At 55.5% G+C, this 20,472-nt stretch carries 23 protein-coding genes; 11 read left to right on the forward strand and 12 right to left on the reverse strand.

Annotated elements, in window-relative coordinates:
- Nucleotides 1–26: 26 nt before the first annotated feature.
- Nucleotides 27–527: a DUF192 domain-containing protein gene (locus ACMTNU_RS08480; RefSeq protein WP_413934800.1), complete on the reverse strand. Its 501-nt coding sequence runs from the start codon at nucleotides 525–527 to the stop codon at nucleotides 27–29.
- Between the two features lie 228 nt (nucleotides 528–755).
- Between ACMTNU_RS08480 and ACMTNU_RS08485 the strand changes: the two genes are divergently transcribed.
- The gene (locus ACMTNU_RS08485; RefSeq protein ID WP_413934801.1) at nucleotides 756–1,103 is read left to right on the forward strand and encodes a 4Fe-4S dicluster domain-containing protein; all 348 of its coding nucleotides are present in this window, start codon (nucleotides 756–758) and stop codon (nucleotides 1,101–1,103) included.
- 186 nt (nucleotides 1,104–1,289) lie between these two features.
- Here ACMTNU_RS08485 and ACMTNU_RS08490 read toward each other — a convergent pair whose 3' ends face one another.
- Nucleotides 1,290–1,766, reverse strand: coding sequence for a hypothetical protein (locus ACMTNU_RS08490; RefSeq protein ID WP_413934802.1), 477 nt, complete (start codon nucleotides 1,764–1,766; stop codon nucleotides 1,290–1,292).
- 449 nt (nucleotides 1,767–2,215) lie between these two features.
- Here ACMTNU_RS08490 and ACMTNU_RS08495 point away from each other — a divergent pair, with 449 nt between their 5' ends.
- Nucleotides 2,216–2,830, forward strand: coding sequence for an HPP family protein (locus ACMTNU_RS08495; RefSeq protein ID WP_413934803.1), 615 nt, complete (start codon nucleotides 2,216–2,218; stop codon nucleotides 2,828–2,830).
- Nucleotides 2,831–2,946: 116 nt separating this feature from the next.
- On the opposite strand, the gene ACMTNU_RS08500 is transcribed toward ACMTNU_RS08495, so the two are convergent.
- Nucleotides 2,947–3,486, reverse strand: coding sequence for an MEKHLA domain-containing protein (locus tag ACMTNU_RS08500; RefSeq protein ID WP_413934804.1), 540 nt, complete (start codon nucleotides 3,484–3,486; stop codon nucleotides 2,947–2,949).
- 49 nt (nucleotides 3,487–3,535) lie between these two features.
- On the opposite strand from ACMTNU_RS08500, the gene leuC reads away from it, so the two are divergent.
- Genes leuC through ACMTNU_RS08515 form a run of 3 tightly spaced genes read left to right on the forward strand, consistent with a single transcriptional unit; the run spans nucleotide 3,536 to nucleotide 5,937 of the window.
- Nucleotides 3,536–4,939 carry a 3-isopropylmalate dehydratase large subunit gene (gene leuC / locus ACMTNU_RS08505; protein ID WP_413934805.1) on the forward strand — a complete coding sequence of 468 codons (1,404 nt, stop codon included), beginning with the start codon at nucleotides 3,536–3,538 and terminating at the stop codon, nucleotides 4,937–4,939.
- Between the two features lie 8 nt (nucleotides 4,940–4,947).
- Complete coding sequence (gene leuD, locus ACMTNU_RS08510) at nucleotides 4,948–5,571, forward strand: 3-isopropylmalate dehydratase small subunit (protein ID WP_413934806.1); 624 nt, start codon at nucleotides 4,948–4,950, stop codon at nucleotides 5,569–5,571.
- Between the two features lie 15 nt (nucleotides 5,572–5,586).
- A complete protein-coding gene (locus ACMTNU_RS08515; protein ID WP_413934807.1) occupies nucleotides 5,587–5,937 on the forward strand; it encodes a hypothetical protein in 351 nt (116 codons plus the stop codon).
- 14 nt (nucleotides 5,938–5,951) lie between these two features.
- Here ACMTNU_RS08515 and corA read toward each other — a convergent pair whose 3' ends face one another.
- Nucleotides 5,952–7,010 (reverse strand): magnesium/cobalt transporter CorA, encoded by a 1,059-nt coding sequence (gene corA, locus ACMTNU_RS08520; RefSeq protein WP_413934808.1) that lies wholly within the window; start codon nucleotides 7,008–7,010, stop codon nucleotides 5,952–5,954.
- Between the two features lie 90 nt (nucleotides 7,011–7,100).
- Here corA and ACMTNU_RS08525 point away from each other — a divergent pair, with 90 nt between their 5' ends.
- Nucleotides 7,101–7,907: a 3'(2'),5'-bisphosphate nucleotidase CysQ gene (locus tag ACMTNU_RS08525; protein ID WP_413934809.1), complete on the forward strand. Its 807-nt coding sequence runs from the start codon at nucleotides 7,101–7,103 to the stop codon at nucleotides 7,905–7,907.
- Between the two features lie 165 nt (nucleotides 7,908–8,072).
- On the opposite strand, the gene ACMTNU_RS08530 is transcribed toward ACMTNU_RS08525, so the two are convergent.
- Complete coding sequence (locus tag ACMTNU_RS08530) at nucleotides 8,073–9,230, reverse strand: pyridoxal phosphate-dependent aminotransferase (protein WP_413934810.1); 1,158 nt, start codon at nucleotides 9,228–9,230, stop codon at nucleotides 8,073–8,075.
- 285 nt (nucleotides 9,231–9,515) lie between these two features.
- Here ACMTNU_RS08530 and ACMTNU_RS08535 point away from each other — a divergent pair, with 285 nt between their 5' ends.
- From ACMTNU_RS08535 to ACMTNU_RS08550, 4 genes are all read left to right on the forward strand, one after another.
- Nucleotides 9,516–9,680 carry an antitoxin MazE family protein gene (locus ACMTNU_RS08535; RefSeq protein WP_413934841.1) on the forward strand — a complete coding sequence of 55 codons (165 nt, stop codon included), beginning with the start codon at nucleotides 9,516–9,518 and terminating at the stop codon, nucleotides 9,678–9,680.
- Nucleotides 9,677–9,976, forward strand: coding sequence for a type II toxin-antitoxin system PemK/MazF family toxin (locus ACMTNU_RS08540; RefSeq protein ID WP_413934842.1), 300 nt, complete (start codon nucleotides 9,677–9,679; stop codon nucleotides 9,974–9,976). The genes ACMTNU_RS08535 and ACMTNU_RS08540 overlap by 4 nt, the downstream gene beginning before the upstream one ends.
- Nucleotides 9,977–10,011: 35 nt before the next feature.
- A complete protein-coding gene (locus tag ACMTNU_RS08545) occupies nucleotides 10,012–10,419 on the forward strand; it encodes a hypothetical protein (protein ID WP_413934811.1) in 408 nt (135 codons plus the stop codon).
- 316 nt (nucleotides 10,420–10,735) lie between these two features.
- Nucleotides 10,736–11,227: an LEA type 2 family protein gene (locus tag ACMTNU_RS08550; protein ID WP_413934812.1), complete on the forward strand. Its 492-nt coding sequence runs from the start codon at nucleotides 10,736–10,738 to the stop codon at nucleotides 11,225–11,227.
- Between the two features lie 96 nt (nucleotides 11,228–11,323).
- Here the strand turns inward: ACMTNU_RS08550 and ACMTNU_RS08555 are convergent, their stop codons facing one another.
- On the reverse strand, nucleotides 11,324–12,238 hold the full coding sequence (locus ACMTNU_RS08555) for an aspartyl protease family protein (RefSeq protein ID WP_413934813.1): 915 nt from the start codon (nucleotides 12,236–12,238) through the stop codon (nucleotides 11,324–11,326).
- Nucleotides 12,239–12,550: 312 nt separating this feature from the next.
- On the opposite strand from ACMTNU_RS08555, the gene ACMTNU_RS08560 reads away from it, so the two are divergent.
- A complete protein-coding gene (locus ACMTNU_RS08560; protein WP_413934814.1) occupies nucleotides 12,551–13,282 on the forward strand; it encodes a queuosine precursor transporter in 732 nt (243 codons plus the stop codon).
- 328 nt (nucleotides 13,283–13,610) lie between these two features.
- Here ACMTNU_RS08560 and msrA read toward each other — a convergent pair whose 3' ends face one another.
- From msrA to ACMTNU_RS08590, 6 genes are all read right to left on the reverse strand, one after another.
- Nucleotides 13,611–14,231: a peptide-methionine (S)-S-oxide reductase MsrA gene (gene msrA, locus ACMTNU_RS08565; RefSeq protein ID WP_413934815.1), complete on the reverse strand. Its 621-nt coding sequence runs from the start codon at nucleotides 14,229–14,231 to the stop codon at nucleotides 13,611–13,613.
- 189 nt (nucleotides 14,232–14,420) lie between these two features.
- Nucleotides 14,421–14,963: a cytochrome gene (locus ACMTNU_RS08570; protein WP_413934816.1), complete on the reverse strand. Its 543-nt coding sequence runs from the start codon at nucleotides 14,961–14,963 to the stop codon at nucleotides 14,421–14,423.
- Between the two features lie 30 nt (nucleotides 14,964–14,993).
- Nucleotides 14,994–16,631, reverse strand: coding sequence for a hypothetical protein (locus tag ACMTNU_RS08575; RefSeq protein WP_413934817.1), 1,638 nt, complete (start codon nucleotides 16,629–16,631; stop codon nucleotides 14,994–14,996).
- 145 nt (nucleotides 16,632–16,776) lie between these two features.
- The gene (locus ACMTNU_RS08580) at nucleotides 16,777–17,448 is read right to left on the reverse strand and encodes a hypothetical protein (RefSeq protein ID WP_413934818.1); all 672 of its coding nucleotides are present in this window, start codon (nucleotides 17,446–17,448) and stop codon (nucleotides 16,777–16,779) included.
- A 122-nt stretch (nucleotides 17,449–17,570) separates the two neighbouring features.
- Nucleotides 17,571–18,914: a TldD/PmbA family protein gene (locus tag ACMTNU_RS08585; RefSeq protein WP_413934819.1), complete on the reverse strand. Its 1,344-nt coding sequence runs from the start codon at nucleotides 18,912–18,914 to the stop codon at nucleotides 17,571–17,573.
- Nucleotides 18,911–20,368 carry a TldD/PmbA family protein gene (locus tag ACMTNU_RS08590; protein WP_413934820.1) on the reverse strand — a complete coding sequence of 486 codons (1,458 nt, stop codon included), beginning with the start codon at nucleotides 20,366–20,368 and terminating at the stop codon, nucleotides 18,911–18,913. The genes ACMTNU_RS08585 and ACMTNU_RS08590 overlap by 4 nt, the downstream gene beginning before the upstream one ends.
- Nucleotides 20,369–20,472: the final 104 nt, after the last annotated feature.

Here is a 20,472-nt window from a genome sequence, read left to right on the forward strand (position 1 = left end):
TGTATCCCCTTGGTGTGCCGCAAGGCCTATAGGCGAAGGGCATATTTGAGTTCGTCGTTCTTGGCCACGCCTGATTTCTTGATGAACCCAGATTCCGCCTGTATCACATAGCGAGCCGCTTCGGGTGGCGGCCCAAACAGCGGACATGGATCTTTGGCGCAGGGTTCCGCCTGCTCGAGCAGATGCACAACATGATGACTCTCATCAACCCACAGCACGTCGATAGGAAATCGGTACTCCCGCGTCGTGACCCGATGAAGACCATTTTCTTCAAAGATGTACAACATGCCCCCGTTCGCCGGTAGGGCCTCGCGAAAGGCAAGCCCGAAGAGGAGCTTCTCAGGGGTATCGGCGACCTCGGCCTCCAATTCGACGCCACTGGGAAACGTCACCACAATCACACTTGACTCTTTGCGTTCAACGAGAAACACCGAGGCGCTCATCAATAGCAGCGCCAGCAGGATCATCATGATGATCCGCTTCTTTTTCTGTTCTCGATCACTCGCTTGGTTCTGATTACCGGACATTTGGAGAAACGTACCGACTTTATTTTTTCACATGCTGGGCCCAACGACCCATGCGTAGAACTGCCCTAGGCCTTCTGACCGGAACTCGTTCCGTTGACTTGGAAAAGAAGCACAGAATAGAATGCCTTCTCACACCCGCCATCGTCAAATTGGGCACTAATATGGTGGCGGACGTGGGAACTTGTCAATATTATTGAAGCGCTTGGGACTGAGAAGGAGGCTTGGGTCATGGCTCTACTGATTACGGACGAATGCATCTCTTGCGGGGCATGCCTACCGGAGTGTCCCAACGAAGCAATTTTCGAAACGAGAAGCGACGCCGAGTCGAAAGGAAACCACGTCGGTGATGGACAGGGAGTCGGCGACAATATTTATGTCATCGCCCACGATCGATGCACCGAGTGTGTCGGTCATTTCGACGAACCCCAATGCGCGGCTGTGTGTCCGGTCGATAATTGCTGCATCTCTGACCCTCTCTATCCGGAGACGACGGACGTCCTCCTGGAAAGAGCAAAGGCATTGAACCCTGATAAAGGAATCGATCCCGCCAAAGTGTGGAGCGGGGTCAGAAACTAAGTCAACGGCTGCTCTTGTTGTTGCAGAAGGCCTTGGTTCTCAAGAGAACCAAGGCCTTCTACTTTTTGTGAGGCCCGGACACTTCAAGATTATCTTTTTAAACCGCCGAAAAACACAACGGCCTCAAGGAAAATTTCCTTGAGGCCGTGAATCTGCGATGAGATTTTCTTTCTTCGTTGCCCTCGACTATTTCAACATGAGCAACTTGCCGCCGACATGTCCTGGATGCAGATGACACCGATACTCCAATACATTCCCTGCAGCATAAAACAAGTCACTGGTGGGAATACCGATATACTGGGTTTCGCCTGGTTTGAGCACGATCTTGGTATGCAAGACAGTCGGTGCCGATTGATTCACTGCCGCAGTGAGCTGGAATCCATGTTCAGCCGTTGCCTTGTTCGTTACCTTTAAGAGAACCGGGGCACCTGGACGCGTCTTAAAATCGATGACGGTCACGGGAGGATACCAGACCTTCGTGTCTCCAATTTCGAGTGCGAAGAACGAAGCATCGACAGTGAGTTCTTTGAACGGCTGCCCGACGACGGAGCCGGTTTCCAGATCACCGGTTTCGACACCGCCCGCCTGAAGTGCATACAAATTCGATGTGCCAGCCAACACCATCCCAAGGCCGAGAAAGCCCACCAACAATGACTTGCCCATAACTACCCCCCTTAGCGAGATAAAGAAGAGATGAATATAGAAGCTCGTGACTTAGTCTGTTTGATGCCACACTCTGGAGGACATGCAGGCGTTTGGTACTGTACACCCTTCTTCTATGGTCGTTGAACCAACTATCAATACTCGAGAAATTCCAAATGATATGGAGGCTCTTATAGCATAGGGGCGAAAACGGAAGCAACCAAGCTGAGAGGGCGCCATCGGAAGGAGAACTTGCCTCCAAGACACAACATTGTGGCTGTGCTGTTCACGCGTGCTTATGGGTATCGGCCATCGTACCAGAATCGGCTCTGCTTCACAGAGCGCCTCGGTCGAAGGATCTCATTCTGGTCCCAAACCACAGCCAGGCTCAGCGCGAGAGATCAAATGACCCCTCTTGCTCGCTTAAGTATTTCATCAAGTTGCCGATACAACAGCTAAGGAGCGACAGCATGCCCATTATTGTTGCGGTCAACGGGGTTGCGGAAGTCTATCCGGCAAAGCTCGTGACCCCACGATACAACCGCACGGAGGCTGTGGCAGATCGGGAGCAGCATGGCCAATCGTCATCGACGTTGGATCACCCCGCCTTGGTTGCACAGACGGCCTACCAACAACAGGGGCCTGATCGATCACATCCCACGCCGGCAGTCCTGGCCCGAGACTTGATGACGACACCGGTGCTCTCGCTTCCATCTGACAGTCGGCTAGTTGATGCCTGGACGATCATGTCTCACAAAGGATTCCACCACCTCCCCATCACATCGGTACATGGCACGCTCGTGGGGATGCTCTCGTATCACGATCTCCTCCGGCATGTGCCGGAATTGATCACATCGGACGATACGCAACAAGCTTCCCACAAGCACGCTGCCGCGATCATGACCCCGCGAGTGATCTCGGCAACTCCTACAACAGAGATCCGTGAAATTGCCCGAGTCATGCTGGAGGAACGGATCCATGCGGTTCCGATTCTCGATCAGAACCGTCGTCTCGTCGGTATTCTTTCGACACAAGACCTGCTCCATAGCATCGCCACCCACGGTCCGCTCGAACTGTGGACCTGACCTTCCAGGCTTTTCGTCTATCGTTCAAGATCTGCTCGCCAACACAGCTCGTCAATTCCTGCAATACCCAGTTGCTGATTCCCTTCCAACCAGATCGGTGGGAGAGGAATGGCTCGTCACGATCCGACCGCGTGTTTCCATACTGAAAACGTCGCTGCCTGACCAAGCGGACGCTCAGCCACATCGACCACTGTCCAGATCACGGCCTTCTCAACCAGAAACCGACGGCCCGTGGAAGAAATCCGCACTCCGTTATAGCCGTCATAGAAGCCTTGGACTCGCGCCTGCGCCAACATCCGCTCCCGTTCTGCCCGGTTATCGGCTTCTGCTGTCAGCCGCGAGGGAGTTGCGGTGAATTGCTCCCAGGAGACCTCCCACAAGTCCAGCGCCACTTGATTGCCATAGTTCAAAACCGGATCGGGCTCGGCACCATGCGACACCACCACAAATGAGACTTCAAACAATCTCCGAGCTTGCTCCATGGCATCTCCGGTCCGCTCGATCAATTCGTTTCCTAGCCAATGGCGATAGCTGTCCAGCAACAGCTGACTCCATTCCACAATGCGTGGGTCGTTCCACAGTGCATCCTTCACGGGGGTGGTGGTATCACGACATGCGGTGAAGGGCAAGCGGTAGAGACACCTTGTCAACACCATAGGCCTTCTCTGTATAATGGGGCCTCACTTTACAAAAGCAGGAGCACTGATGGCGGGCAAGACACTGTTCGACAAAATTTGGGAGTCGCATGTTGTTCGAGAGGAACCGGATGGGACCACCCTTCTGTACATCGACCGGCAACTCGTGCATGAAGTCACGTCGCCGCAGGCCTTTGAGGGGTTGAAGCTTGCCGGCCGGCGCCCACGCCGTCCCGCCGCCACACTCGCAGTACCGGATCACAATGTTCCCACGACCGACAGGAAACTGCCGATTGCCGATCACATCAGCGCGAAACAGATTCAAACCCTTGAAGAAAACTGCCGTGACTTCGGCATTACCTACTTCGGCATGGATGACGTCAGACAAGGCGTGGTTCATGTCATCGGCCCCGAACAAGGATTCACGCTTCCAGGAACGACCATCGTATGCGGGGATTCTCATACATCCACCCATGGAGCCTTCGGGGCATTGGCATTCGGCATCGGGACCAGCGAAGTCGAGCATGTCCTCGCCACGCAGTGCTTGGTTCAGAAGCGGCCCAAAACGATGGAAGTCCGGGTTGAAGGGTCCCTTTCTAATCGCTGTTCGGCCAAGGACATTATTCTGGCGATTATCGGGAAGATTGGAACAGCCGGTGGCACCGGGTATGTCATCGAATACACAGGGTCAGCGATTCGCGCGCTGAGCATGGAGGGGCGCATGACCCTCTGCAACATGTCGATCGAGGGAGGAGCCCGCGCTGGACTGGTAGCTCCCGATGACAAGACGATCGCCTATGTAAAGGGACGTCCACTGACTCCAACTGGAGACTTATTCGAGCGGGCTATGCGGGCCTGGCAGTCTCTGAAGACCGATCCGGATGCCATCTACGATGCCGTCGTAACGCTGCGGGCGGAAGAAATCGCACCTCAGGTCAGCTGGGGAACGAGTCCCGGAATGGTGTTGGGTGTGGACCAAAAGGTTCCGGACCCTCAAACGATCGTGGATGCTAAAACCAAGAGTGCAACGGAACGCGCATTGAACTACATGGGGTTGTCTCCCAATACGCCGATCACCGAGATCAAGATCGACAAGGTCTTCATTGGGTCATGCACCAACTCGCGTATTGAAGACTTACGGTTGGCAGCCAGCCTGGCCAAAGGGCGGAAGGTGGCGACATCCGTGCACGCCATGGTGGTCCCAGGGTCCGGGCTCGTCAAACAACAGGCCGAGGCGGAGGGACTTGATCGCGTGTTTCGTGATGCGGGATTTGAATGGAGAGAGGCAGGGTGCAGCATGTGCCTGGCGATGAATGCGGACGTCCTGCAACCAGGAGAACGTTGTGCCTCCACGAGCAATCGCAACTTCGAGGGACGTCAAGGCGCGGGCGGGAGAACCCACTTGGTCTCCCCTGCCATGGCCGTGGCGGCGGCCATCGAAGGGCACTTCGTCGATATTCGACATTGGAGCTGAGGTCGTTTATGGAACCGTTTACCACTCTCACTGGTCTCGTGGCCCCACTGGATCAAATCAATGTGGACACCGACCAAATTATTCCGAAGCAATTTTTAAAGACGATCAAACGGACCGGGCTCCGCGAAGGTCTCTTTTTTGACTGGAGAAAGAAAAAGGATGGATCACCTGATCCTGACTTTTTCTTGAATCAGCCTCGTTATCAATCCGCCTCGATCTTATTGACGCGCGATAATTTTGGATGCGGCTCATCTCGGGAACATGCACCGTGGGCCCTGCTGGACCAAGGATTCCGTTGCGTCATTGCACCAAGTTTTGCCGACATTTTTTACAATAACTGTTTTCAAAACGGCATTCTTCCCGTGGTGCTGAACGGAGACGAAGTACTGGCACTCATGAAGCATGCCGTTGAGACCGAGGGATACCGGCTCACAGTCGATCTCGCCAACCAGACGGTGACGACACCGGAGAAAACAGTCTGTCGGTTTGAGATCGATCCATTCCGTAAGGATTGTCTCTACCGGGGCCTTGATTCGATCGGCTTGACGCTCCAACACGAGCAGGCCATCTCAGCCTATGAGACTCGTCGAAAGACTGAGGCCCCCTGGCTCTTCGGCGACCTTCACGCGTAACGAGGGAGACACCTGGTGAAAGCAGTGAAAGTATTGTTGACTATCCTCGTGTTTCTCGGTGCGGCCTATCTCATCGTCGTGTTCAACTGGACGTATTCCGATGGAAACCGAGCCGGATACATCCAGAAATTCTCCTCGAAGGGGTGGGTGTGTAAAACACATGAAGGAGAGCTGGCCATGACCACGGTGCCGGGTACCGCACCGGTCCTGTGGCAATTTACAATCTGGGACGACAAAGTCGCCGATCAATTGAACGACATGATGGGAAAGCGTGTCATCTTACATTATAAGGAATATCGCTATATCCCCACCACCTGCTTCGGGGACACGACCTATTTTGTCGATAAGGTGGAAGTCCAAGAGTAGCCGAGCCTCACCGCTTACAGCCAGTTCTTCAGACGAAACCCGACTAACATAATCGCGGCAACGACACCCATGATGCTGAGGGCCATGGGGTAGCCCCATGCCCATTTCAACTCCGGCATGTGCTCAAAATTCATCCCATAGATGCCGGCGATGAAACTGAGCGGCATGAAGATCGTTGTGATGACCGTCAAGACGCGCATGACGGCATTGAGGCGATAGCTCACACTGGACAGATAGATGTCGAGACTGGCTGAAACCATTTCACGCAGGGTCTCAATCGTATCCACGATCTGCACCACATGGTCATAGACATCACGGAAAAATAGCTTCGTCGGCTCATGCAGGAACGGGCATTCCGAGCGGGAGAGATTGTTGATGGCTTCCCGTAACGGCCACACAGCGCGACGGACGAAGAGCAACTGCCGTTTCAATGCATGGATATTTTGGAGAGTCTCCGGTTTCGGATCGGCCATCACCCGTTCCTGAAGCGATTCAATGCGTTCACCGAGCATTTCGAGCACGGCAAAATACTGGTCGACCACGGCATCGATCAACGCATAGATGAGATAGTCCGAGCCATTTTGTCGCAGTCGCCCCTTACCGCCTTTCAGGCGATCCCGAACAGCCCCGAACACATCCGTCCCGTTCTCCTGAAACGAGAGCACATAATTCCGCCCAAGAACAAAACTGACCTGCTCAACCAGAATATCTCCGCGATCGGAGGTCGTCAGCATCTTCATCACAAGAAACAAATAGGTCTCGTAGTCGTCCAGTTTGGGACGTTGATCGGTATTGGCGATGTCTTCCAATAAAAGCGGGTGGAGGCCAAAGCATTTGCCGAATCCTTCCAACACCTCAACCTTGTGGACGCCGCCGACATTGACCCAGGTCACCGTCTCATCCGCCGGCGGCTGAAGGGCCTCCATGTCCGTTACGACCTGCTCATCGCAGTGCGTACCCGCATAGTTGAAGCGAGTCACGGTCACAGAATCCGTGCGGGTCTCACCGATGTGAATGAGTGTCCCGGGAGAGAGGCCGGTCTTCTTCGAACGCTTCTGGACCAACTTCATCATAGCGAGCTTGTACGCAGATTCTTGCGGAAGGTCAAGCCGAGAACCGGCACGTTCCTTTTCATTCTGCAATAGGCCTGGTACTCTGGGCTCATGAAATTATCTCATGAGCTCAACCGACTTGAAGACGCGATGAGAGCCGCCGGTTCAGAGGCCTTGCGGTTGGCTAGGGATGGATTCGAGACGATCAAAAAGCCAGACCAGTCTCCGGTCACATCAGCAGACCTCGCGGTCAACGATATTCTTCACGCACACCTGCGCTCCGCATTTCCTCAGGACGGATGGCTATCGGAAGAATCCCCGGATGATCCCGGGCGACTGCAGAAAGATCGGGTCTGGGTGGTCGATCCGATCGATGGGACCAAGGCCTTCATCAATAGAGTCCCGGAGTTTTGCATTTCCGTCGCCCTCATTGAACAGGGCCTTCCCATCGTAGCAGCCATCTATAATCCTTCGACCAATGAACTCTTCAGTGCTATCCGAGGTGAAGGACTTCGGCTGAACCACGAATCGGTAGACTCACGGCAGATCAACGCTGGACAGCTACCGGTGATTGCGCTGGGTCCATGGGAACGTCAGACCGGTCGTTTTGCGGCGCTCGATCCATCCACTCAGCATCGTCCGATGCTGTCCATCGCCTGGTCCCTCGCTCTGATGGCATGCGGCCGTATCGATGCAGTGGCCACGCTTGAACCGGAAAATGAGTGGGACGTCGCGGCTGGAGTCCTATTGATCGATGAAGCCGGCGGGACGATTACTGATGGAAGCGGACAGGCCCTGACATTCAACCGACCGACCCCACGCTACCGTGGAATCATCGCCACGAGCCCTTACTGTCCTCCTTCACTCGGTCGAGAGTTGGCGAACCTGATTCCCGCGTCTGGAACGCAGACATCGTGAAGGGCCTTAACCTGCTGTTTCAAGTTTCAGGTTTGACGTTTCAGGCCTCTCAACAACATGAAGGTCGAAACGTAAAACGTGAAATTTGGAACATGAAACTCGAAACTCGGGATCGAGGGAACGAACGACTAGGGCCCCCGAGTCACATCGCACTACCCGAAGTCGCTACATCCTAGCCTGTGTCAGTCGCCGACAGGCCTCTTCTAGATCCTGATCGGTCTTGGCGTAACTGAATCGGATAAAATCAGTCCCGACCTTGCTCGTAAAAAAGGCTTCCCCCGGCACGCCGGCGACCCCGGTTTTGTCTAAGAGAGACATCGCTCGAGCTTTCCCCGTCTGACCAGGAAGATGGGAGACATCCGCGAGGACATAATAGGCGCCCTGCGGAATGGATGGAGTGATTCCGGCTTGAGTGAGTGCACGGCAGAACTTCTCGCGCTTTCCCTGATAGCCCTGCCGTAGCTGCTCATAGAAACGATCCGGCAGTTCACGGATCCCTCGCGCGACACCCATCTGCAACGGCGCAGGGGCACACACGTAAAGTAAATCGTTCATGGCCCCGATGGCTTGTGCCCACCGTCGGGATGCAACGCTGTACCCGATCCGCCACCCCGTCACGCTGAACGTTTTGGAGTACCCGCCGATCGTGATGGTTCGCTCCGCCATCTCCGGCAACGAAGCCATACTGATATGACGTCGTCCGTCGTAGAGAAAGTATTCATAGATCTCATCCGTCAGGACAAAGAGGTCATGCCGGCAGGCAAATTCCGCCACCGCCTCCAATTCAGACTGACTGTAGACCTTCCCAGAGGGGTTACCGGGTGAATTGACGATGATGGCTTTTGTTCTTGGCGTCACAACCTCTTCCAATTGGTCCATGGAATAAGACCAGGCCGGAGGCCGCATAGAAACCGCCACCGGAACCGCTTCGACCGCCACAAGCGCATTGATATGGTATTGGTAGTACGGCTCAAACAAAATGACCTCGTCGCCGGGATTCAGCAGAGCGGCACAGGCAGAATGGAAGGCTCCCGTCGCACCGGCGCTCACGGTAATGTCACTTTCCGGGTCAGCCTGTATCCGGTTATACCGCTCCAACTTCGCGGCGATCGCCTGCCGCAAGTCCGGCAGCCCGTCGAAGCGCGTATAGACATTGTACCCATCACGAATCGCCTTCTCAGCCCCTTCGAGCACCACCGGAGGAACCGGCGTATCACAGACCCCCTGCGCCATATTGAGGCCCTTTGCACTGGCACAGGCCTGAGTCATGGCACGAATCTCAGACTGAGCCAAGTCCGTCATTCGTCGACTGACTGTGCGCATTGCGCCGCTCCTTCTTTTCTACTCACTACCGAGGTACTTTCCGGCAGAGGATTATGCCAGCGTCACGATAGGATGACAAATTCTGGACCTCCCAGAGGCAGGCGGCTCCAAAGATCCAGAATGAACAGAGTCTTTACATCTTCTCGATGTATTCGTCAGAATCGAGTCACATGTTACCGAGAGGTGTGATAGCCTAATTATGGACATGCGTGAGAAAGGAAACCCACCATGTCGCCCGAGGCGCATCTGACTCCAAAGGAGAAGCAACACCGCTAGCGCCGACGTCTGCGCCGCAAGGGGCTGCGTCCGGTCCAAGCCTGGGTCCCCGATACGCGCACCGATGTATTCATTAGCGAATGTCGACGACAGGCGCGGCTTGCAGCTCGTTCAGCTCAGGAAAAGCTCGCTCTTGACTTTATCTCGGAGATTGCCGATCGGGACTGCACATAAAACGAGGCGATATCGTGACCGTCGCTGCGAAAGGTCCCTACAGCGGCAAACCACGCCCCGCTCTTGTTCTCCAATGCGATCTCTTTTCCGCCCTTGGCAGCATGACGATTTGCCTCTTGACCACCGAGAGGCTTGACGCTCCGCTGCTCCGGCTGACCGTGGAGCCCTCCTCCTCAATGGTTGATAAGATCGTCACCGTTCCTCGGAATGCCATCGGCTCCCGCATTGGAGCGTTGAACCAGGAACTCATGGTGCGCGTTGATCGCTCCCTGGCTGTCTTCCTTGGCATCGTCTGAGTGGAGACCGAGCAGATCCCTCTAAGGATCCACACATGCGACTCGCTCTGGTTTTCATCTTCAGTCTGCTTACTGGATGTGCCGGGTCTCGCCCCGATGACGGGATCGACCTAGGACCAAGAACCGATACCGCTTCCGACCGTGCAGGGAGTGAACGGACCGCAGAACGCAAGGCCCGGTATGATCAGGCTCGTGAGGGGCTGCGACAGTCTCAGGAACGCTATATTGCCGCCACTCGTCCAGTTCTTGAACGCAAGTTTCGATACGAACACCCCGAATTGACCGACACGGAAATCGAGGCAATGGTCAATGAGGCGCTGGCGCAAGGCTACCACCCGGAGACAAAGTCACGACCAGAGGGCCCGGCCAGGCTCCCTCCGCCACGTCCAACGAATTGCTTACCTCCCCCAGGAAGTTGGCCGTCCAATCCAAATTGCTACTAGCAGAATGCTGGAAAAGGCCGCCAGCGTCGTTCTCGCATCGCTCAGCCCCTCAACGTACCCTGAAGGGTACGCCTCGGCCCTTCACTTGCTGCGGCCTTGCTGGACAACCTTTTTGACCATCCTGCACGATACGCTGATCACATCCCGGATCAGTCATCTTAGTCTATGGCAGGAATCTCAAAATAGTTCTTAATCATGCTGCGAATGAGCACACAAACCTTGGGGGTTAGATCCGCCTCAATTCATCGATGCACGAGCCTCATGCTGGCATGCGCGTCGCTTTCCCGTAAATGTTCTTGTTATGATGTTGCCGCCCATGCGACTACACCGAGCTTCCCTGTACTTAATCGTACTCGCCTTACTGATTCCCGGCTGCGCCTCCTGGTTCATAAAGGGTGAGCCCCCGGAGGTGCTCGTCACCAATGTCACGCCATTGGACGCAACGATGTTCGAACAACGGCTCCGTGTGGATCTTCGAGTCCGCAACCCCAATGATTTCGACTATCACCTCACTGGCATCGACTTTACATTGAATCTGAACGGGAAACGTCTGGCGCGTGGCCTGGCGAGCAAGGAAATGACGATCCCCCGGTTGGGTGATGCCGTGATGACGATCGATACCAGCACCTCGACCCTCGACATCATGCGCCAGCTGCTCCAGTTCTCGCAGAAACAGGAACTGACGTACGATATCAAAGGCGTGCTGCATGGTACGGAAGGACGATTGCCGTTCACCAATGCAGGGACGCTCGTTGAGCCTGGCATGTTCTCTGACTCACCGGCAAGTTCTGATGCAACTCCACGATAACGCTCCTACGTCCAGATAGACACCCGCCCCCCTTACGTTTAGGGTTTATGTGAAGGAGTTCAATCGGGGTGAGCGAAGGTGGCAGGCTGAGCACTATTATCGCCAGGCTTGAGGCACGGAATACAGGCTGGCATGCCGTTCAAGTTTGCTGAGGAGCTTCTCTGCTTCTTTCACTTGGCTGTCGGCGAACTCTCCTGGCTGACTGTCAAGTGAGTGTTTCATCCATGCATCACGGAGTGCATGCAGTTCTTTGAACTGACTCCTCCACCATCGCTCATTACGGCCGCCTGGAGCGGTGGGATCCGGCTGTACCTCTTCAAAAACCACAACCTGTTTGAGGGAATCGATCTTGAACGAATACCTGGACATGAACACCATTCCAATGAGCCCCTCGAACGACTCAGAGACCGAATTCATAATCGTCGCGGGGATGAAGGTATCCTTAGCGCCTCCAACCTGCACCGTATCCAGAAACGTCCTCATCGCAGGAACAGTTCCGCCGATTCCGCCTGCGGCAGTCAATACCATGCCCCCATCGTTCCCGAACAACCCGAGCTTCTGGGCAACCTTTGGAGAAATGATCAGTCCAGGAGCGCCGGTATCGATCGCCATGGGAACGGTCACGGACCCGTTGAAGGTGACCTGCACAATCACACGCTGCGCATCACCTTCATAGGCTTCGAACGGAACTGAAAACGCATTGAGTATCGGTTTTGCCCCACCAGCCGCAGTGACCTCTTGGCGACTAGCGGTAGGACCCACTCGCTGGGTCGCTGCGGATTTCGGCATGGCCTCTGCATTGGGTTTCTCTGGCTTTACCCTGTTTCGGTATTGGGTTGGGACAGATTCCAATGACCTGGCGAAATGGGTTACTCCTGAATCATCGACCCATTGGAGAAGATCTCCGGCAAGCACAGAGGAGCACATCGAGAATAGACTCGTGACCAATACAGATACAAAGACTGGAAACATTCTCGCGCTCTCCTTTCCCACAGAACCCCCAAGCGCCATGGCCCGGTTAGCTCACTCACTGGCTATTGCCGCGCATCTGAATAGGACTCTAACAAAGAGCGCTTTCCTGACAAGGAATATCCGTAAACCTTTGCACCACACCAGCCTGCACCGCACATGTCGCACCACTGTTTCTTGCTCCATTCGAAAAAGGCGTACGCCTGCGCATGGGTTGTGGACCTGCATTGAACAAGACAGACCCCCGACTTCATATTGCTTCCGTCTTTCCGATGGTAGAAACTGGAAATCGATCCCTGGTGAGGTCTGCACAGGGCCAATAAAGCCACAGATCGTGAGGAGCCTGGCCCTGCAATGACCACCTCCACGGAACCACTCAAGCCTGAACTCATCTCGAACCTCCGCCACTACCGCTATTACGACCTCGTCATGGCAGGCTTCGTGACGGTGCTGCTCTGTTCGAACCTGATTGGGCCAGGCAAGACCTGCATCCTCTTCGGCCTGACGTTCGGCGCCGGGAATCTCTTCTTCCCGATCTCTTACATCTTCGGCGACGTACTGACCGAGGTCTACGGCTACGCGCGTGCGCGTAAAGTCATCTGGGCCGGGTTCATCGCAATGATCTTCGCGACCATCATGGGCCTCTTCGTGATCCACATGCCGGGAGATCCGGGAGAGCCCTTCAATGCCGTCATCCAGCCGGCACTGGAGGTTGTCTTCGGGAGCACCGGGCGGATCGTCATCGCCTCAATGGTCGCCTACTGGTGCGGCGACTTCATGAATAGCTATGTCATGGCAAAGATGAAGGTCTGGACCGAGGGGCGTCACCTCTGGACGCGCACGATCGGCTCAACCGCAGTCGGCCAGCTCGTCGATAGCGCCCTCTTCTATCCGATTGCGTTCTTCGGAACTTGGCAGCCCGGGACGATGCTGAAGGTCATTGCCTTCAACTGGGCGTTCAAGGTCTCCGTTGAGATCGTCTTCACGCCGGTCACCTATACGATTGTTCGATGGCTAAAACGTCAGGAGAATGAGGACTGGTACGACCGGCAGACGAACTTCACGCCATTCTCGTTGAAGGACTGAGCCGTTGGTCCCCAGACGACGACCCTGTCGATCCCACAGAGATCATATGGTGATATGAAAAGTACCCGACTCTCTGAAGTTGGTTCTTCGCAACCATCCTGGATTGAATGATATCGGTATAACGGCCTGCCTAAAGAAACGGTTTTCAACTCCTCAATTGATTGTTCACTGGTATGCACAAGACAAGACGCGACCCTAATACTGACAAACGACCCCTGCTTTCTTTATCCACTTCGGAATGAATGTCAGGGTGACCCTCAGCTGAACTTCTTGAGCATTACCGCAAGTAAACTCGACGATGAAAACACTCGCAAATCAATGCTGACAACTACGGCTTTCCCCACAAAGCTTCCAACCGGTTGGCTCGGCCACAGCCATATTTGTAGTATTTATAGCGAAGCGGATTCTTCTTGTAATAGTCCTGGTGATAGTCTTCGGCTGGATAGAAGGTTGACGATGGGACTAGCTGCGTCACGATCGGGGCTGGAAATTTCTTGGCCTGCTCTATTGCGGATTTCGATTCTTCCGCTTGTCGCTTTTCGTCCTCGCTGGAATAGAAGATAGCGGATCGGTACTGAGACCCATGATCGCAAAATTGCGCATTCGGGGTAAGCGGATCTACATTGTGCCAAAAGGCATCGAGAAGCTTCTGATACGTGACCTTTGTGGGGTCATAGGTGACTTCCACCGACTCCGCATGGCCCGTCCGCCCAGCTGACACTTCCTCATAGGTTGGGTTGGCCACGGTGCCCCCCATGTACCCGGATACGACACTGACGACTCCCTCGACCTTTTCAAACGCTTCCTCCATACACCAGAAACATCCACCGGCAAAATAGGCCTTCGTGCTGGGAGTTGCCGCCGGTGTATCGGCAAGTGGGACGTTTGTGAGAATCATGCATACGATAAGCCCGGTAGCCAGAGCGATGAACCGCCGTTGAGTTGTCATGTTGGTATCCTCCTTCCTTATCGTCGTCTTAGTGGCTTCATTCTTACATCGACGACGACAGACTTCAGGCGATCACTTGCGCACCTCGTCAAACATCTCTCGTTCGGGATTGGGACGCTTCACGCTTCACGAACGACGAGCGCTGGGCGGCAGATATGGTCACAGTAGACAGGTTCATGAATATGCAGGCTACACCGGCACATACCCATATGTTTCCTGTTCCGTACGGTGTGCCCGTCGTTGCCGTTTGTCCATCAGCTTCATGATGAGTTCAATCGCCTCCTCCGGCGTGGCGGCGGCATTGACCAGGCGCTTGTCGAGTTTGCGAAAGAAGGTCACATCCGCATCCGACGCCGCGACGAGAATGACGGGTTTCCCCGCCTTGACCGCCAGAGCCACTTCGGAGACGGTCCCGGACCCGCTCAATCCGCACACCACTACGACATGGCTGGTCAACACGTTGATGTTGTTCCGACCGCTGCCCATTTCGGTGATGATGGACACATCGACATGCCGAGACACTTTGTCCTTCGCCGTCGGTAAGATACCAATGGTCAGGCTGCCCCCAACCCGCTTGGCGCCTTCACAGGCGGCTTCCATGACGCCCACGTCTTTCCCCCCCGTCAGCACCACCCAACCACGTCGCGCAATAAACTCACCAAGGATTCGCGCGTTATCGAGATCCTTCTTTGGTGCCTTGGCTGGTCCCATTACTCCAACGACAAATCGCATCCCTACCTCCACCTCTGCATATCCGGCCTCTCAAAAACGAGAGGCCACCAGGTTCACATCGGCATGTGCCCATGCCCGCTTCCATTGCTTCTCCACCTCGTTCGCCTCGCGATCTTTTCGTTGTGCGCGAAGGCTCTGTATCAGCCCATACTCAGCCCATCCATTGTGTGGATTTTTGATCAAATCGGCGCGATAGACCGTTTCTGCTTCTTGAGCGTGCCCGGCTTTCTGCAGGACAACACCCAAATAGTGCCGAACTGGAATGGGCCAGAACGGTGGCTCCGAATACGGCAGGGCATCCTCTAATGTGACGGCCTCTCGAAGGGCTGTGATTGCTGCGTCATAGTGCTTGTGATGAACGGCAATTTCTCCGGCAAGCAGTCGCTCGGCGATCTGAATGAGGGCCCGCTCGGTTTTCTCTTCGCTCGTCCGGTTTCGCGCAAATCGTTTTGCCAGCGTCGCCAAGGCGGCATGCTCTCCCTCAGCTCCCGGTACTCTCCCGGAGACACCCAATGCCATTCCCCTTCCCAATCGCCAGATCGCTTGCTTGAGTCGGAATGTATTCGGCGGAGGCAATTCTTGGAGCAGCGCCTCCCACTGTCCAAAGCGAATCATCGTCCAAAGTGGCACAGGCAGGTACAACTCCTGTGATGAATCTCGCCGTATGTCCGCTTCCCTCACCGTCGCCGTGAGTTGTCGGGCGACCTTCATGGCTTCAGCGCTGCGGCCCTCCATCAGCAAAGCAGCCCAGAGAAAATGGAGGTTATGCTGGTGGTAGCCCTCAGCCTCATCCCCTGTGGATGCTCGCCCTGCTAAATAATGCCGGTCAATTTCGGCGGCCTGCGCGTTTTGTTCTGCCGCTTCGTGATAATGCCCGAGTCGCATGTGGATATGCGCCGGCATATGGACGAGATGTCCGGCCCCAGGCATTAACGCAGGCAACTGTTCCGCGCAAGGCAGAGCTCGCTCCGGAGTCGGTGATGCTTCCATGGCATGGATGTAGTAGTGACAGGCCCCCGGATGGTTCGGTATTCGCGCCAGAACCGCCTCCAACGTCGACACAATTTCCGCTGTCCCAGGCTTCGGCTTTCCATTGACGGTCCAGAGATCCCAGGGGTGGAGGTCCATGAGGGCTTCGGCAAACAATGCCCCGGCATCGGGATCCTCCGGGAATTGTTTCCAGAGAACACGCATGGCATCCGCATAGGCTTTGTCGAGCGCTGTTCGTGTGGGTCCCTTCAGACTGTAACGCTTGCTGATCGCCTGGAGATAGGCTTGTTCGGCAGGTGTCACATGGGCGCTGTAGGATCGAGCTTTCTGCAGGGCCTCCCAGGCCCGGCGCTCATCAGTCTTGTCCATACCCGCATTGATATTCGGCCCGAGGGCCAGTGCGATACCCCAGTAGGCCATCGCGGCGGAAGGATCCAGCCTGGCGGCCTCTTCAAACGCACGGATCGCCTCCTCATGATTAAAGGCGTAGACAAGCCGCAATCCTTGATCAAAATATCGTTGCGCTTCCTTGGAACGGGTGGTGATCGGGTGGTGCAGGGTTCCGAGATTCTCAAAAAGAGGGACTCGACTCGCCACGCGCTCGGCTGCCTCCGCCGGCTCTAGGGCGGACAAGCTCAGGCAAAGCACGACACACCATGAGATACGGCCGGTGATCATCGACAGATTCTTAGCAGACGAGGCCGGCACCTGACTAGAGGCACAGGCGCCATCTCATCGTCACAAGTGAACGCGGCTCGTGGTAGTTGATCTAAAAATGGCGTCAGGGGACGGGCAGGATAGCAGCCGGTGCTGAGTGAACCAGCTAGATGTTGAGCGACGGGCCTTCGGTGTCCTGAGGGGGAAATGGATGATCATTCCCTTGCGGGTGAGTCTGCGCTTCACCGACGGTCGGCTTCTTCCGAACAACACGGTTTCTCTTCACGGTCGCAGCCGCCGTCCCGTTGGATGTGGCTGAAAACTCTCCCGTTTCAAGCTCTTTCCCTAAATGCACAAGGACCTGTTGTTGGGCACTCACCAACGAAGTCAACTCTTGAATATGCGACGTCAACCGGGCAATCTCATCCTGTTGTCCGACCAAACAGGCCCGGAGGTCCGCGACTTCTCCTGACTGAACAGGAGTCGGAGTTTGGAGAATCGTGACGTTTGGTGCCAATGACGTGGCGGCTACTTGCGTGTGCTCCTCGACCACCTTTACGTGCCCCGCACCTTGCCTACCAACGCGTTCAATCGTCTCAAACCGTTCTTTTGTCCAATCCGGAAGGGCAAGCGGCTTTCTCCTGACTCGAGCAGAAGTCTCCCCCACATATTGCACCACATTGGAAAAGAAATTACGGACTTTGCTGAGACAGATCGCCCCTGCTTGAAGCAGAACCTGGCCATAGGCCGGAGGCACTGGACGTGCCTCATCGATTTGCTTCTGAGACGGAATCCGATGGATCAAGTTGATGGGTTCTTTATTAAAACGGGGGGGCATCTGGCGGATCCCTTCTTTCGGACCTATTCAGCTACAATTAATGTACCTACTCCTCATCGACTCAAGAGTCAACCTTTTTATTCAGCAACGATACGAATATATTCGGATTCTTAACTGATTAACTAAAACCGGGTCACGCTGGAAAAGGTAAACCGTGGTAGGGCCATGGCCGGAACGAGCATTTTTCCTGTTTCCGAGTTCACCGCTTCCATCGGACGCGTCCAGGCCTCAACTTGCTGAAATGCCGTAAGCGGGCTTTCATGAAAGCGGAAGTTCTTCACCGCCGATACCACCTCCCCCTTCTCCACAAGGAAGGTTCCGTCCCTGGTCATACCGGTCAATACTAGATTGCGATCGTTCACGGGCCGGATGTACCAAAAATTCGTGACTAGAATCGCGCGCTCGGCACTCTTCACGAGGTCCTGAATTGAGGCCACCGGGAGTCCCTCTACGGACAAGGCCGGGGCCTCCAGTGTGGGGATGGGATCCAGTCCATCAGTCTTGGCCGTAAACCGGTTATGAGCTAACTGTCGTAAGACTCCGTGATCAACCCAAACCGAGGCAATGCTCGGTAAACCATCTGGAGTAAATCCTTCTCCCAGCAGATCGGGATGATCCGGACTATTCCGGAGACTCAGTCGTTCATCCACGATGTGGCGTCCCAGCTTCCCCGCGACTGGGCTGGTTCCCTTGGTATAAGATTTGGCATCGAGCGACCAGATCAGCCACGCCCACAGGCCGGCCACAGCCGCCGGCTCAAGGATCACCGGATACGTCCCTGCTGAGAGTTCCTGCACATCACGGCCTGACTTGGCTTTCTTAATGGCTGCTAACGTTCTCTCCTGCACCTTTAAGTGATCAATCGATCGGTGTGCGGCTGCACTCCATCCTGTTGCGTCTCCGGCTTGCACCGTCAGGCTAAACCTGGCATCCCCCCGATGCTCATAGCCGAAGAGTCCATTGCTCGCAGCAATCCCGACCGCCGTCATTGAGGACGACACCACGCCGGCCGCCATCAGATTTTCCATCCGGCACTGACTGATCGCTTCGTTGGTGTACTCCAGCCGGCGGGCTGGTCCTGCCCCGACAGTCTCAGATTTTACCGTCGCTCGCATAGGGAATGCGCAGGGATCCGGCGGGGGGAGGTATTCCGGATCGACCGGAGAAACTTTCGCAATCCGCTCGGCACGAGTCACGGCGTCCTGGATCGCACCAGCCGTGAAATCCGTTGTACTTGCCGTTCCATGCCGCCCATCGAATGCAACGCTCACGGAGAGTAGTCCTCGTCTCGTATCGACATTTTGCACGACCTGATTGTTGGCAAATCGCGTCGTTCCGGCATGGTGGTCATGAAGACGGACCATCGTCTGATCGGCAGACGAGCGTGTAAACACGAGATCACTGAGAAAGCGAAACTCCTCGCGACTCGTCATGTGCGGCCAAGACTTCCCGCTCGCGGCGGTCATGACTGTCCTTCCCCTCTGATCACCTGCACCTGTCGAAACCTTGCCGTTGATGCGGCATGGGTCATCCAACCCGACTGGCCCGGCTGTCCTTTGCCACACGTGATGAACCCGTACCGACGACGAGCCGATCGATCAGCGACGCCGTCGCAGCTCTTCCAAAACTCCGGCGTGATGCCGTGGTAGATCACGTCCCGGAGCATATGGGTTCGTCGACCATGTTCAATCAGCCAGAACGCGTCCCCACCGAACTGGAAATTGTACCGTCGCTGGTCGATGCTGTAGGACCCGTGGCCTTCGATGTAGATCCCGCGTTTCACGTCGGCGATGAGCTGGTCAACCGTGGCCGAGCCTGGCTCAAGCCCGATGTTGGCGATGCGGACGATAGGGACACTGCCCCATCCATCAGCGCGGTTGGACCCACGTGAACGGGTCGCGCCGATCTTCGGTGCAACTTCTCGGTTGGTACAGTACCCGACGAAAATCCCGTCTCGAATGACGTCCCATTTCTGGCACGAGACTCCGTCGTCGTCGTACCCGGTGGCAGCGAGCGTCTCCGATTCGGTGTTATCGGCAACCAGATTCACATGCGAGGAACCGTAGCGAAAGCTCCCGAGCTTCTCCGTCGTTAAAAAACTGGTGCCGGCGTAATTGGCTTCGTACCCGAGTGCTCGATCTAGTTCACTCGGATGGCCACAAGACTCATGGATCGTCAGCGAGAGATGCTCGGGGTCTAGAACGAGATCATACTGTCCGGCATCCACCGCTGGAGCCTTCACCTTTTCCATCGCTTGAGCGGCGACCCGCGCCGCTTCTCGTTGCAGATCAGCGTCCTCGATCAATTCATAGCCTTGGCGCAGATGTGGTGTATTGAAGCTACGTGAAGCGAACCGGCCCTCGTGCAACGCCGTCGCCGTACAGTCGCCTTGTCCAGCCAGCAGATCGAACTCTAAATGAGTCCCCTCTGTGGACACGAACAGCTTGTGATCTCGGCGCGCCCACAAGCTCGCACTGCTTCGCACGACACCTGATTGTCGATGGAGCGTCTCCATCGTGGTGAGAAGCAAGTCGGTTTTTTTCTCCAGTGCCACGCTGAAGGGATCGATGCGATAGGGCGTGACGACACGGTCACGGTGGACTGGTTCCTGAGCTAATCTCACCTTTTCAAGCGCGACGGAGGCAGACCCCTTGGCAATCTCCACGGCCAGATCCGCTACCCGCGGGACTTCTTCCAACGACAGGATTGAACTGGCCGCGAACCCCCAGGCTCCGTGATAGAGCACGCGCACCCCAAGGCCGATGTCCCGGGTATCTCGAATCAACGCAATTCGACGATCTTCGCCTTCGATCTGTTCTGTTTGGCTGTCTTGAATGCGGATATCGCCGTACTCGGCACCGGAGGCCGTAATCCGTTTCAGTGCAAGCTCGGCGAATTCATCCCAGGTCGGAGAGCTCATAGCAATGACTCTCGAATTAAGTGAAGGGATGGGTCAGTATAACAGGTGGCGAGTAAAACGGTGAACCTGTCCGAGTGAGATAGGTCGAATCAAAACAACCTGCG

This window comes from Nitrospira sp. BLG_1 (genome assembly GCF_047338595.1).
Classification (GTDB): Bacteria; Nitrospirota; Nitrospiria; order Nitrospirales; family Nitrospiraceae; genus Nitrospira_D.